Origin of the sequence: Bradyrhizobium sp. USDA 223 (assembly GCF_044909005.1) — a bacterium.
In the GTDB taxonomy this organism is placed as follows: Bacteria; Pseudomonadota; Alphaproteobacteria; order Rhizobiales; family Xanthobacteraceae; genus Bradyrhizobium; species Bradyrhizobium yuanmingense.
The window spans coordinates 2,799,231-2,812,682 of the sequence record NZ_JBIYDR010000001.1; the positions used below are offsets into that span (position 1 = coordinate 2,799,231).

At 66.3% G+C, this 13,452-nt stretch carries 8 protein-coding genes; 2 read left to right on the forward strand and 6 right to left on the reverse strand.

Going from position 1 to position 13,452, the window contains the following annotated elements:
• Positions 1-80: 80 nt before the first annotated feature.
• The 4 genes from ABIA40_RS12885 to ABIA40_RS12900 all read right to left on the reverse strand — a co-directional run bounded on the left by ABIA40_RS12885 (position 81) and on the right by ABIA40_RS12900 (position 6,231).
• Positions 81-965, reverse strand: coding sequence for an NAD(P)-dependent oxidoreductase (locus ABIA40_RS12885; protein WP_404541349.1), 885 nt, complete (start codon positions 963-965; stop codon positions 81-83).
• A 2-nt stretch (positions 966-967) separates the two neighbouring features.
• A protein-coding gene (gene prfB / locus ABIA40_RS12890; protein ID WP_100213343.1) for a peptide chain release factor 2 occupies positions 968-2,099 on the reverse strand; the annotation gives its coding sequence in 2 pieces (ribosomal slippage) (positions 968-2,029 and positions 2,031-2,099; 1,131 coding nt in all).
• Between the two features lie 107 nt (positions 2,100-2,206).
• Positions 2,207-4,708, reverse strand: a complete 2,502-nt coding sequence (locus ABIA40_RS12895; protein ID WP_404541351.1) for a penicillin-binding protein 1A — start codon at positions 4,706-4,708, stop codon at positions 2,207-2,209.
• A gap of 227 nt (positions 4,709-4,935) precedes the next feature.
• Positions 4,936-6,231 (reverse strand): N-acetylmuramoyl-L-alanine amidase, encoded by a 1,296-nt coding sequence (locus ABIA40_RS12900; RefSeq protein WP_271546719.1) that lies wholly within the window; start codon positions 6,229-6,231, stop codon positions 4,936-4,938.
• 703 nt (positions 6,232-6,934) lie between these two features.
• Between ABIA40_RS12900 and ABIA40_RS12905 the strand changes: the two genes are divergently transcribed.
• Positions 6,935-10,051, forward strand: a complete 3,117-nt coding sequence (locus ABIA40_RS12905; RefSeq protein ID WP_404541353.1) for an Rne/Rng family ribonuclease — start codon at positions 6,935-6,937, stop codon at positions 10,049-10,051.
• 66 nt (positions 10,052-10,117) lie between these two features.
• Positions 10,118-11,350, forward strand: a complete 1,233-nt coding sequence (locus ABIA40_RS12910) for an FAD-binding oxidoreductase (RefSeq protein WP_271546725.1) — start codon at positions 10,118-10,120, stop codon at positions 11,348-11,350.
• Positions 11,351-11,434: 84 nt separating this feature from the next.
• On the opposite strand, the gene ABIA40_RS12915 is transcribed toward ABIA40_RS12910, so the two are convergent.
• Both ABIA40_RS12915 and ABIA40_RS12920 read right to left on the reverse strand, forming a co-directional pair.
• Complete coding sequence (locus ABIA40_RS12915; RefSeq protein WP_404541356.1) at positions 11,435-12,769, reverse strand: dicarboxylate/amino acid:cation symporter; 1,335 nt, start codon at positions 12,767-12,769, stop codon at positions 11,435-11,437.
• Between the two features lie 82 nt (positions 12,770-12,851).
• On the reverse strand, positions 12,852-13,409 hold the full coding sequence (locus tag ABIA40_RS12920) for a biotin transporter BioY (protein WP_404546223.1): 558 nt from the start codon (positions 13,407-13,409) through the stop codon (positions 12,852-12,854).
• Positions 13,410-13,452 lie beyond the last annotated feature (43 nt).

Genomic DNA, 13,452 nt, shown 5'->3' on the forward strand with positions numbered 1-13,452 from the left:
CTATCGCGACGAACGAGCCCGGGTCAGAAGCCGAACACCTGCAAGGCCGGAGTCCGCCGCCTTGCGTTGCTAGGCCGAAATTATGAGGCAGGCGTCTTTGGCCGCGACACCAGCTCGATCATCCTGCCTTCGTCCTCATCCGGCATCGCCGCTTTCGCCTGCGCGTAGGCCTCGACTGCGGCGCGCGCGACTAGCGGCTTGCCCGCGAGCAGGCTCTCGGCGAGCTTCACGGCATAGGCGGCATCCTTGTGCCGCAGCGCTGCAGTGAAGGTCGCTCCGGAAAAATCCCGGGCGACCATGCGCTTGGAGTGACGCGCGACCTGCGGGCTTGCCGCGACGCCTGCCTGGATCGATTCCAGCACCAGGTTCATGTCGAGCCCGGCCTGCTCGGCAATCGCAAGACCCTCGGCGAGGCCGGCGATCTGGATCGCGCCCATGAGATTGTTGATGAGCTTGTAGACCGTGCCGGAGCCGACCGCGCCGAAATGGCGGATGGTCGCGCCGATCGGCGTCAGATAGGGCCGCGCGCGCTCGAGATCGGCCGCGTCGGCGCCAACCAAGAGCGTCAACTTCCCGGCCGCCGCCGCGTCCGGCAATCCCGTCACGGGGCAATCGATGTAGATCAGCCCGCGCGCGTTGAACTCGCGGCCCATCTCACGGGCATGGTCATAGGAGACGGTGGAGCATTCAATCGCGATGGTGCCGGCCTTCGCCGTCTTGGCCGCTCCTTGCGGCGCCAGCCAAACCGCGCGCGAGGCCTCGTCGTCGGCGACCATGGTCACGACCGCGTCGGCATCGATCGCGGCGTCCTCCGGCGAGGTCGCCCAAATCGCGCCGCGCGCGATCAGGTCCGCTGCCTTTGTCTTGCTGCGATTCCACACCGTCACCGTGAAGCCGGCATCGAGATAGCGGCCGGCCATGCCATGGCCCATCCGCCCGAGCCCGATGAAGGCGACACGCGGCACGGCTAGTCTACGTCCTCGATGTCGCCGGTCGTGGTGCCGAAGGCACGCTGCGCCAGCGTCGCGGCCATGAACTCGTCGAGCTCGCCATTGAGTACACCCGACGTGTCGGAGGTCTGCACGCCCGTGCGCAGATCTTTCACCATCTGGTAGGGCTGCAGCACGTAGGAGCGGATCTGGTGGCCCCAGCCGATGTCGGTCTTGGCGGCCTGGTCGGCGGCGGCCTTCTCCTCGCGCTTCTTGAGCTCGATCTCGTACAGGCGCGCGCGCAGCATGTCCCAGGCCTGCGCCCGGTTCTTGTGCTGGGAGCGGCCGGCCTGGCAGACCACGGCAACGCCGGTCGGGATATGCGTCAGGCGCACCGCGGATTCGGTCTTGTTGACGTGCTGGCCGCCGGCACCGCCCGAACGCATCGTGTCGACGCGGACGTCGGATTCCTTGATGTCGATCTTGATGCTGTCGTCGATGACGGGGAACACCTGCACGCTCGAGAACGAGGTGTGCCGCCGCGCGTTGGAATCGAACGGCGAGATGCGCACCAGGCGATGCACGCCGGCTTCGGTCTTGAGCCAGCCATAGGCGTTGTGGCCGGAGACCTGGATGGTCGCCGACTTGATGCCGGCCTCTTCGCCCTCGGACTCTTCGAGGTACTCGACCTTGAAGCCGTGGGTTTCGGCCCAGCGCGTGTACATGCGCAGGAGCATCTGCGCCCAGTCCTGGCTCTCGGTGCCGCCGGCGCCGGCATGGACTTCGAGATAGGAATCGAAGCGGTCGGCCTCGCCCGACAGCAGCGCCTCGAGCTCGCGCCGCGCCACTTCCTTCTTGAGGTTCTTCAGCGCAGCTTCGGCTTCGGCGACGACGCCGTCATCGCCCTCGGCCTCGCCGAGCTCGATCATGCCGATGTCGTCTTCGAGCTCCTGCTCGACCTTGCCGATTCCGCTGAGCGCATCCTCCAGCGAGGTGCGCTCCTGCATCAGCTTCTGAGCTTTCTGGGGATCGTTCCAGAGGTTGGGATCTTCTGCGAGCTTGTTCAGCTCAGCGAGGCGCGCCGTCGATTTCTCGACGTCAAAGATGCCTCCTCAGCAGCCCGACCGACTGCTTGATCTCTTCTACCAACCGTTCGATTTCGGCGCGCATGTTGTTCTCTGTCTTGCGGAATCCCGCGTGCAGTTCGAGAGGGGATGTAGCGGCGGCAGCCGCAAAGCGCAACTGCCCGAACCGTGATCGTCGGTCTTATCCGCGGCCTACCACAACCCGCCAGTGCCCGGCCGGAAGAGGAAGCCGGAATCCGGCTGCTGCTGCTGCACCGGCATGCCGCGTCCGTCGGCGTCGGCAACGCCGATGACCGAATAATTGTCCGGCGGCGCCGTGCCGGGCTTGAAGGCTTCGAGGATGGTTCCGCCGGTCTCGCCGGGGCCGGCGCGCATGCCGGTCTTGGCGACGACGCGGACGAGCTTGATGCCGGCGGGCACCTTGAACGGGACCGCAGGCTTGTCGGCGAGCGCGAGCTTGAGGAAGTCGCGCACGATCGGAGCGGCGAGATGGCCGCCGGTCGCGGCATTGCCCTTGCCGAGCGGGCGCGGCTTGTCGTAGCCCATGTAGACTGCGACTGCGATGTCCGGCGAGAAGCCGACGAACCAGGCATCCTTCGCCTCGTTGGTGGTGCCAGTCTTGCCGGCGACGGGCTTGCCGACCTCCTTGATCACCGTGGCCGTACCGGACTGCACCACACCCTCCATCAGCTCCGTGATCTGATAGGCGGTCATGGAATCCAGCACCTGCTCGCGGCGATCGATCAGCTGCGGCTCGGGCTGGTTCTTCCAGCCGCCCGGCGCGTCGCAGCCGCGGCATTCGCGCTGGTCGTGCTTGAAGATGGTGCGGCCGTAACGGTCCTGGATACGGTCGATCAGCGTCGGCTTCACGCGGCGGCCGCCATTGGCGAGCATCGAGTACGCCGTGACCATGCGCATCGCCGTCGTCTCGCCGGCGCCGAGCGCGTAGGAAAGATAGTTCGGCAGTTCGTCATAGACCCCGAAGCGGCGGGAATATTCGCCGATCAAGGGCATGCCGATGTCCTGCGCGAGCCGCACCGTCACGGTGTTGAGCGACTGCCGCAGCGCATTGCGCAGCGTCACCGGTCCCTGGAACTTGCCGGAGGAGAAGTTTTCAGGCCGCCACACGCCGGCGCCCTGCCCCTGGTCGATCTCGATCGGCGCGTCGAGCACGACGGTCGAGGGCGTGTAGCCGTTGTCGAGCGCGGCCGAATAGACGATCGGCTTGAACGACGAACCGGGCTGCCGGTAGGCCTGCGTGGCGCGATTGAACTGGCTCTGGTCGAACGAGAAACCGCCGACCATCGCGAGCACGCGGCCGGTCCAGGGATCCATCGCCACCATCGCGCCGGAGACTTCCGGAATCTGGCGAAGCCGGTACTGGCCCTCGACGGGGTGGCCGTCCTTGTAGAGGGGATCGGCATAGATGACGTCGCCGGGCTGGAGCACCTGCGACACCGCTGTCGGCGTCTTGCCTCTCGTGCCGCCCTGCAGCGCCCGCGCCCAGCGCACGCCGTCGACCGTGATGATGCCGGTCTCGCGCTGCTTGCTCACCGCGCCGCCGAGCTCGCGGCCAGGCTGAAAGCCGATCCGTGCCGACTGATCGCTGGTCTCCAGCACCACCGCCATGCGCCAAGGCGAGATGTCGGACAGCGACTTGATCTCGGCGAGCTTCACGCCCCAGTCGCCCGAAATGTCGAGCTTGCTGATGGCGCCGCGATAACCCTGCTGCTCGTCGTAGTTCACGAGGCCGGCGACCATGGCCTTGCGCGCCATGACCTGGATCTTCGGATCGAGCGTGGTGCGAACCGACAGGCCGCCCTCGTAGAGCTTCTTCTCGCCGTAGCGCTCGAAAATGTCGCGGCGGACTTCCTCGGCGAAATATTCGCCGGCAAAGGTGTGGGCGCCGTTGGAACGGCTGGTGACGGCGAGCGGCTCCTTGCGCGACTTGTCGGCGTCGGCCTGCTTGATCCAGCCGTTTTCCAGGAGACGGTCGATCACGTAATTGCGGCGCTCGATGGCGCGGTCGCGGTTGCGGACCGGATGCAGCGTCGCCGGCATCTTCGGCAGCGCCGCCAGATAGGACGCTTCCGCCACTGTCAGCTCGTTCACCGACTTGTCGAAATAGACCAGCGAGGCCGCCGCGATGCCGTAGGCGCCGAGGCCGAGATAGATCTCGTTGAGATACAGTTCGAGGATCTTGTCCTTCGAATAGGTCTTCTCGATGCGCATCGCCAGCAAGGCTTCCTTGATCTTGCGCGAGAATGAGACCTCGTTGGTGAGCAGGAAGTTCTTGGCGACCTGCTGGGTGATCGTGGACGCACCCTGCGGCCGGCGGTTGGAGCCGTAGTTCTGCAGATAGAGCAGGCCCGCGCGCGCCATGCCGGTGTAGTCGATGCCGCCATGCTCGTAGAAATTCTTGTCCTCGGCCGCGAGGAAGGCGTTGATCACGAGCTTCGGCACCGCCTGGATCGGCAGATACAGCCGCCGCTCCTTGGCGTATTCGCCGACCAGCGAACCGTCGACCGCGTGCACACGCGTCATCACCGGCGGCTCGTAATCCTGAAGCTGAGAGTAGTCCGGCAAGTCTTTGGAGAAATGCCAGATCAGGCCTGCCACGGCCCCGACGCCAACAAGGAACACCACTGTTCCCGCGGCGAACAGGAAGCCCATGAACCGCACCAGCAAGCGCATTATCTGTTTATCCGTTCAAACTCTGGATCAGCCCAGTATCAGCCCTTTGGCACACAAAACGGCACCAATCTCACGTCGCGAATTCACCGGCTTACGCAATCACATCGAGGCCGGACTTAAGACGCTTGCCGAACAGGTTCTCGCCGATTCCGGAACCCTCTACCGGTTTCTATAAAGCGTCCGCTGTGGCCAAACTAGGGCCTTTGGGCCGGGACGAACAAACCGGCTCAGTTCGACGTCCCGGCCGTGGCCATCCGCTTGGTCAAAAATCCGTCGATCGCCTGGGCCATCGAGCCCACGGCGCGGGACCGCCAGCCCTCGGAGACCAGGTGCTCGAGATCTGCCTTGTTGGAGACGTAGCCGATCTCGACCAGCACCGATGGCACGTCGGGCGCCTTCAGGACCCGGAAGCCGGCGGATTTCAGAGGATGCTTGTGCATCCGCACGGTCTGCTTCATTTCGCTCATCAAATGGCGAGCAAAACGGTTTGAAAAGGTGCGGGTTTCCCGCTGTGTGAGGTCGATCAGGATGTCGGCGACGTCGGTCGGCTCTTCCGCGAGGTTGAAGCCGGCGATCGCATCGGCGCGGTTCTCCGCATCCGCCAGCCGCTGGGCCTCGGCGTCGGAGGCCTTGTCGGAGAGCGTATAGATGGTCGCGCCCTGCGCATCCCCTTCCGCCCGCGGCAGCGCATCGGCGTGGATCGAGACGAACAAGGCCGCCTTGAGATTGCGGGCGATCTTGGTGCGGTCATTGAGCGGAACGAAGGTGTCGTCGTCCCGCGTCATGACCACGCGGTACTTGCCGGCTTTTTCCAGCTTGTCGCGGAGCGCCAGGCCAAAGGCCAGCACCAGGTTTTTCTCGCTCTCGCCGCTCGACTGCGTCCCGTTGTCGATGCCGCCGTGGCCGGGATCGATCACCACCACCGGTCGAGTATCACCCTTCTGCTGCGCGCCATCCGGGGCCGCGGCGCTGGGAACCGTGGCAGGCGGCGCTTCAGCGATCGCGGGCCGCAGCTCGGGACGGTTTTCGGGGCCACGTGACGACACGAAGGCGGTGCGGTCGACCTCCTCCAGCTCGAGCACGAGCCGGGCCGGTTGGCCGTTGGCCGCCTCCAGCACGTAGGATTTGGCGATCTTCGCCGGTCCGGACAGGTCGAACACGATTCGCGAGCCGCCGGGCATGACGAGCCCGTAGCGGAAGGCCTTGACCAGCCCCCGCCCCCCACTTCCGGTCCCCGCGGGCAGCTGAAAATTGACCTGCGGCACGTCCACCACCACGCGGTAGGGGTCGGCCAGCGTGACGGCGCGGAAGGTGACGGTCTGGTCGAGGTCGAGGATGAAGCGGGTCTGCTTGCCGTCGCCGGCCAGGCGGGCGGCCGAGGCGACCGGAAAATTCGCCGCAACCGCAGCAGGTTGCAGCCGGCTCTCCGCAGCGATCAGGCGCGCGGAATCGGCACAGGGCAATGCCGCAGTGCACAGCAACACGCCCCCCAGCAAAATCCGTCGATTTGTGCGGCTCGCCACCGATTCCGTGCCTCCGAGCAGCTCTCTTAACGCAATAGAACCACAGGGTTAATCGATCCTTAATGACGGAAACGCGAAACTCGGCGACTGTGACCGCCGTGCGACGCTCCCTTGCACGGATGGCTCATTCCTCGTATGTACGGAATGCTGACGGCCGATATTTCCGGTTGTGTCGCATTCAGCCTCCCGGTGCAGCGCCGGAACTCTCAAGGTTTGAGAATTCCAGCGTTTTCCGCTTCCCTCTATGACCAGCGCGGTGCGCGGCAGCGAGGTGGAGCGGGTCAAGCCCCGGCGGCGGACGGTCTCGGGCTACCACTCATGTTGCCGGGACGGTTCTGACAGCGGCGTAACCCATTACCCGGTCCCTTGATCCCAAGGGGGCGGTTCGTGATCCCCAAGGCGAGCGCGCGCGCCGTGCCTGGCCAGCAGCAACTGATTGAAGGGCGGCCTCGCCGCCCAGTGTTTCATACGGGCCGACGCTTGATGCGCCAGACTGTGCCGACGAAATCTGAAGGAGCATTCGCGACGCTGCGGAGTGACAATCCCGTGCGTCGCAATGGTCCTGAAGCTTCCGGTTCGGCAAGGCGCGAGAGACGGCGTTTCGGCCTTCCCCTCAGCCCCGAATCAGGTGGACCGTCGCGTCACCCGCCGGCGCGATACGCGCCCACGGCTTATCGCGTCCGCCGCCGCCAAGAGTTAAGACATGCCCAACAAGATGTTGATCGATGCCACCCACCCGGAGGAGACCCGGGTCGTCGTGGTCCGCGGCAATCGCGTCGAAGAGTTTGATTTCGAGACCGCGCAACGCAAGCAATTGCGCGGGAATATCTACCTCGCCAAGGTCACAAGGGTCGAACCCTCGCTCCAGGCCGCTTTCGTCGAATATGGCGGCAATCGCCACGGCTTTCTCGCCTTCAGCGAAATCCATCCCGACTACTACCAGATCCCGGTCGCCGACCGGCAGGCGCTGATCGAGGCCGAGGAACAGGCCCATCGCGAGGCCGAGGAAGAAAGCGAGAACCGCTCGCACGGCCGTCGCCGCTCGCGGCACCGCAACGCCCGCCGCCGCGGTCATGGCGAGCGCGTGCGCAGCGACATCGTCGAAGGTCTCGAAGCCGGCGCCGATCCCGCCGCCCAGCCGGTCGACGGCGCCGCGCTGCCGGAGCATGCCGAGGGCGAGCATCTGCACGCCGATAGCGAGCATCACGGCGAGCACGAGGGCCACGATCATGGCGACCACGATCATGGCGACCATGATCATGACGAACATCGTCATGCCCGCGATGACGAGCACCATCACGCTCACGATGATGCCCACGGCCGCGAGGACGAACGCGATCATCACGATCATGAACACGCCGACGAGACGCCCGCGCCTGTCGCGGCGGTCGGCGCCGAGCCCGCGGTCGAGACCGTTGCCGAGCCGCAGCCGGCTCCAACCTTCGAGACTTCCGCTCCCGAGGCTCATGCCGCGGAAGCGCAGGCGGAGCCTCTGGCGGAAGCCGAGACATCGGCCGCCGAACCGGCCGATGCCGTCTACGCCGCCGGCGAAAGCACGGAAGCCCCGCAAGCGGACGCCGGGGAAGCAGCCGAGGAGGACGACGAGGACGAGGACGGCGAGGATGCCGAAGAGGAAGTCGTCGAATCCGTCGGCGGCGACGACGTGCTGGAGGAAGTGCCGGAGCGCACCTTCCGCCCGCGCCGCCAGTACAAGATCCAGGAAGTCATCAAGCGCCGCCAGGTGATGCTGGTGCAGGTCGTCAAGGAAGAGCGCGGCAACAAGGGCGCGGCGCTGACGACCTATCTCTCGCTCGCCGGCCGCTACGCCGTCCTGATGCCGAACACCGCACGCGGCGGCGGGATCAGCCGCAAGATCACCAGCGCGCAGGATCGCTCGCGCCTGAAGGAAGTGGTGCAGGACCTCGACGTGCCCGAGGGCATGGGCATCATCCTGCGCACCGCGGGCGCCGCCCGCACCAAGCCCGAGATCAAGCGCGACTTCGAATATCTGATCCGGATGTGGGAGACGGTGCGCGACCTCACGCTGAAATCGCAGGCCCCGACCCTCGTCTACGAGGAAGGCTCGCTGATCAAGCGCTCGCTGCGCGACCTCTACAACAAGGAGATCGACGAGATTCTGGTCGCCGGCGAAGCCGGCCACCGCGAGGCCCGCGACTTCATGAAGATGCTGATGCCCGCCAATGTCGGCGCGGTGAAGCAATATCGCGACGGCCAGCCGCTGTTCTCGCGCATGGGCGTCGAGAGCCAGCTCGATGCGATGTTCTCGCCGACCGTGCAGCTGCGCTCCGGCGGCTACATCGTCATCAACCAGACCGAGGCGCTGGTCTCGATCGACGTCAACTCGGGACGATCGACGCGCGAGCACCATATCGAGGACACCGCGCTCAAGACCAACATGGAAGCGGCCGAAGAGGTCGCCCGCCAGCTGCGCCTACGCGACCTCGCCGGCCTGATCGTCATCGATTTCATCGACATGGACGAGAAGCGCAACAACCGCGCGGTCGAGCGCAAGCTGTCCGATTGCCTCAGGCAGGATCGCGCGCGCATCCAGGTCGGCCGCATCTCGCATTTCGGGCTGCTCGAGATGTCGCGCCAGCGCATCCGCGCCAGCGTGCTGGAATCCTCGACCGATCCGTGCCCGCATTGCGGCGGCACCGGCCACGTCCGCTCGGTGTCCTCGGTGGCGCTGCAGCTCCTGCGCGGCCTCGAAGAGATCCTGATGAAGGGCGCCACCCACAATCTCGTGGTCCGCACCCGCACCGACGTCGCGCTCTATGTGCTGAACCACAAGCGCGGCCATCTGCGCGATCTCGAGAACGGTTTCAAGGTCACGCTGTCGGTGATCGCCGACGCGAGCGTCAGCGGCCCGCAGGCCTATGTGATCGACCGCGGCGAGCAGGTGCATACGCTCGAAGCCGCCAAGGCGCTGCTCGTTGCGCAAGCCGCTGCGAGCCCGCCGCCACCGGCCGAAGAGGCCTATGACGACGAGGACGTCTTCGACCTGGAGACGGAATCCGAGATCGAAACCGACGAGACCGAAGGCCTTGCCGACGAGCAGGGCGGCGGCGAGGCAGCCTCGGAGCAGGACGGCCAGCGCCGCAAGCGCCGGCGCCGCCGGCGCGGCCGCGGCGGCCCGCGCGAAGGAGAGTTGCGCGAGGATACGGCGCCGACCGTGCCTGAGCCCGCGATGATCGCCGGCGAAAGCGAGGAGGAGACCGAGGCCGAGCAGGACGGTGAGGAAGGCGAGGAACAGGCCGCCCGTGGCGAACAGCAGGGCAGCGGTGATCGCCGGCGCCGGCGTGGTCGCCGCGGCGGTCGCCGCCGTCGCGGTAGCGGCGAGGAAGGTCTTGCCGGCTCCATCAGCGACGAGCTCGGCACCAACGCGCCGCCGGAAGCTGCCGATGCAGTGGCCGATTTCGACGGCCTCGGCAGCCAGGCTTCGCCCTCGATCGCGCAGGCCGAGCCGACCGGCGAGCCGCAAGTTGCCGAGCCTGAGCCGCACGCCGAGATCCGGACCGAGGCGCCGGCCCAGCCGGAGCCCGCTCCCGCCGCGACGACCGCAACGCCGGACGAAGAGCCAGCCGGCGACAGGGCCGCGCGGCGCCGCTCCACCGTGCGCGAAAAGGTGAGCTTCCTGGCGAACAGCCAGGCGGAGCCCGCAACGCCGGCGGCGGAGGCGACCGAGCCGGTTGCTGCACCCGCGCCGGCACCTGAGCCCGCGCCGGAGGCGGCAAGCGAAACCCCGGCCGCCCCACGTCGTGCCGGCTGGTGGTCACGCCGTTTCGGCGGCGGCGAGTAAAGGGACAAATAGAATTGAAACCGCCCGGCCCAACCGGGCGGTTTTGATTTGATGAGGTCAGCTGCGATGCAAAGCGCGATCATTCTCGGCGGCGGCATGGTGGGCGTGGGCGCCGCGCTGCATCTGCAGCGGCGCGGCTGGTCGGTGACGCTGGTCGATCGCAGGGAGCCGGGCCGCGAGACCAGCTACGGCAATGCCGGAATGATCCAGGCCGAGGCGGTACGCCCCTATCCGATGCCGCGCGACCTCGCTTCGCTCTTGAAGATCGCGACCGGCCGCACCAACGACGTGCGCTACAGCCTCTCTTCGCTGCATCTCCACGTCGAGCCCCTGCTCCGCTATTGGTGGCATTCGGCGCCGAAGCGGCATCGCGAGGCGATCGAGGCCTGGGCACGGCTGATCGCCTACGCAACGGCCGAGCACGACACCCTGATCCGCGAGGCGCATGCCGACAATCTCATCCGCCGCGCCGGCTACCGAGCGCTGTTTCGCGATCGCGCTTCGTTGGATCTCTCGATCAAGGCGGCGGAAGAAGATCAGCGTGAATTCGGCGTGAACTATCGCGTGCTGTCGGGCAGCGAGCTTGCCAGAGCCGAGCCGATCCTGCGTGACGATCTCCCGGGAGCGATCCATTGGCTCGACACCTGGACCGTGTCCGACCCCGGCGCGCTGGTCACGGCCTATGCCGAGTTGTTCGCGCGCCTCGGCGGCAGGATCGTGCTCGGTGATGCGCAGTCGCTGCGACAGACCGCGACCGGCTGGTCAGTGGACACCGACCAGGGCCGCATCGACGCTGCCCACGCCGTCGTGACGCTCGGGCCGTGGTCGCCTGATTTATTGTACAAATTCGGCTATCGCATCCCGCTGGTGCGCAAGCGCGGCTACCACATGCATTACAGCGGCGGCGCTTCGCTCGACCTTCCGCTGGTCGACAAGGCCCGTGGCTACGCCATGGGGCCGATGGCCAAGGGCATCCGCATCACCACCGGCGCCGAATTGACCGGCGCGGACGCACTCGCAACACCAGTGCAGCTCGCCAGCGCCGAAGCCTCGGCGCGCGAGCTGATCGACCTCGGCAAACGGGTCGAGCCGGATCCGTGGTTCGGCACGAGGCCCTGCACGCCCGACATGCTGCCGGTGCTCGGCCCCGCCCCGCGCCACCCCGGCCTCTGGATGAATTTCGGCCATGGCCATCAGGGCTTCACGCTGGGCCCTGCGACCGGACGCCTGCTCGCGGAGATGATGAGCGGCGAAACGCCTGCGGTCGATCCCACGCCGTATCGGCCCGAGCGATTTTAGCCCACAGAAGAAGGGCTGATCGAGCAGTTCGATCAGCCCTATTGCTTTAAGTCTGATAGCGCAGCTCGCGCTGCCAGAGCCCGATCAGTCCGTGGTGATCGCCGTCTCCATGTCGGTCGGATCGATCTCCTTGGCGAGATTGGCGTTGAGCTTGTCGCGGTCGAGCTCGCCTTCCCACCAGGCGACGATCACGCAGGCGACGCCGTTGCCGCACAGATTGGTCAGCGCCCGGCACTCGCTCATGAACTTGTCGATGCCGAGCACGATCGCCATACCCGGCACGAGGCGCGGATCGACCACCGCGAGCGTCGCCGCCAGTGTGATGAAGCCGGCGCCGGTGATGCCGGAGGCGCCCTTCGAGGTCAGCATCGCCACGACCAGGATGGTCATCTGCTGGGCGAAGGAGAGTTCGACGCCGAGCGCCTGCGCGATGAACAGCGTCGCCAGCGTCATGTAGATGTTGGTGCCGTCGAGGTTGAACGAATAGCCCGTGGGCACGACGAGGCCGACCACCGACTTGGAGCAGCCGAGCCGCTCCAGCTTCTCCATCATGGACGGCAGCGCGCTTTCCGAGGATGAGGTGCCGAGCACGATCAGCAGCTCGTCCTTGATGTAGGCGAGGAACTTGAAGATCGAGAACCCGGCCATGCGCGCGATGAGGCCGAGCACGACGAACACGAACAGCGCAGCCGTGACGTAGAACGTCGCGATCAGACCGAGCAGATTGAGGATCGCGCCGGTGCCGAACTTGCCGATCGTGTAGGCCATCGCACCGAACGCGCCGATCGGCGCCGCGCGCATCACGATCGAGATGACGCCGAACACCGCGTGCGCGGCATCGTCGATGAAGCTGCGGATGGTGTGGCCGCGCTCACCGAGGCTCATCAAGGCAAAGCCGAACAGCACCGCGAACAGCAGCACCTGAAGGATCTCGCCTTGCGCGAAGGCGCCGACCACGGTGTCCGGAATGATGTGCAGCACGAAGTCGACGGACTTTTGTCCAGCGGCCTGCTTGGCGTAATTGGCCACCGCCGCTTCGTTTGCCGCTCCGCCACCGAAGCCGGACCCCGGCTTGACGAGATTGCCGACGACGAGGCCGAGCACCAGCGCGAAGGTCGAGACGACCTCGAAATAGACCAGCGCCTTGACGCCGATGCGTCCGACCTTCTTGGCGTCCTGGATGTGGGCGATGCCGGAGACCACGGTGCAGAAGATGATCGGGGCGATCACCATCTTGATCAGCTTGATGAAGCCGTCGCCGAGCGCCTTGATCCAATCGTTGGTGGCGACGGACGGCCACAGCCATCCGACGATGGCGCCGAGCACGATGGCGATCAGCACCTGGATGTAGAGGACTTTGTACCACGGCTTGGCGGCGGGCGGCGCGACCGGCGCCTCCGCTATTGTTGTCGTCGTCATCGTTTCACTTCCCCTCAAAGCGCTGGGCCAGCCAAGATCAACTTGGCCGGCCCGTTAATTGGAGCTGCAAATTGTGGCAGGTTTAACCGCGGCGATCGACGATGCGGCGCGCGGCCGGCATCAACGCCGCGCCGAGCGCATTCTTGACCAGCGAACCCGCAATGAACGGCACGATGCCGACCTGCCAAGCTTTCGCTGCGCCGAGATCGAGGCCAAAGGCCAACCAGCCGAAGCCGGCGGCAAGAATGACCACATGGCCGGCGGCCATCGCTGCAAACAGCAGCACGACGCTGCGATCCCAGCCGCGCTCGGCGAGCCAACCGGTCACGAAAGCTGCCACAACGAAACCGAACAGATAGCCTGCGGTCGGCCCGACGAGCGGCGCGATCCCACCCACAGGGCCTGCAAACACCGGAAGTCCGAGCGCGCCCTCGGCGAGGTAAGCGATCATGGTTGCGCTGCCAAGGCGCCAGCCATAGGCGGCACCGATCATCAGCACCACCAAAGTCTGCAGCGTCATTGGCACGTAGGGCAGCGGCAGATTTACCTTGGCCGACAGCGCCATCAGCGCGGTGCCGAGCGCAATCAGCACGACGGCACGCAGCGTGCCGACGGCTTCGCCCGGTTGCGTCGGCCACATCAATGCGGCGAGAGAGGAATGTGGCGTTGCCGCGGACGGGGTG

Excerpts from the sequence above, each read along its gene's own strand:
- ABIA40_RS12895 (WP_404541351.1), bottom strand. The coding sequence starts at position 4,708 with ATGCGCTTGCTGGTGCGGTTCATGGGCTTCCTGTTCGCCGCGGGAACA.
- ABIA40_RS12905 (WP_404541353.1), top strand. The coding sequence starts at position 6,935 with ATGCCCAACAAGATGTTGATCGATGCCACCCACCCGGAGGAGACCCGG.
- ABIA40_RS12910 (WP_271546725.1), top strand. The coding sequence starts at position 10,118 with ATGCAAAGCGCGATCATTCTCGGCGGCGGCATGGTGGGCGTGGGCGCC.
- ABIA40_RS12915 (WP_404541356.1), bottom strand. The coding sequence starts at position 12,769 with ATGACGACGACAACAATAGCGGAGGCGCCGGTCGCGCCGCCCGCCGCC.
- ABIA40_RS12920 (WP_404546223.1), bottom strand. The coding sequence starts at position 13,409 with ATGTGGCCGACGCAACCGGGCGAAGCCGTCGGCACGCTGCGTGCCGTC.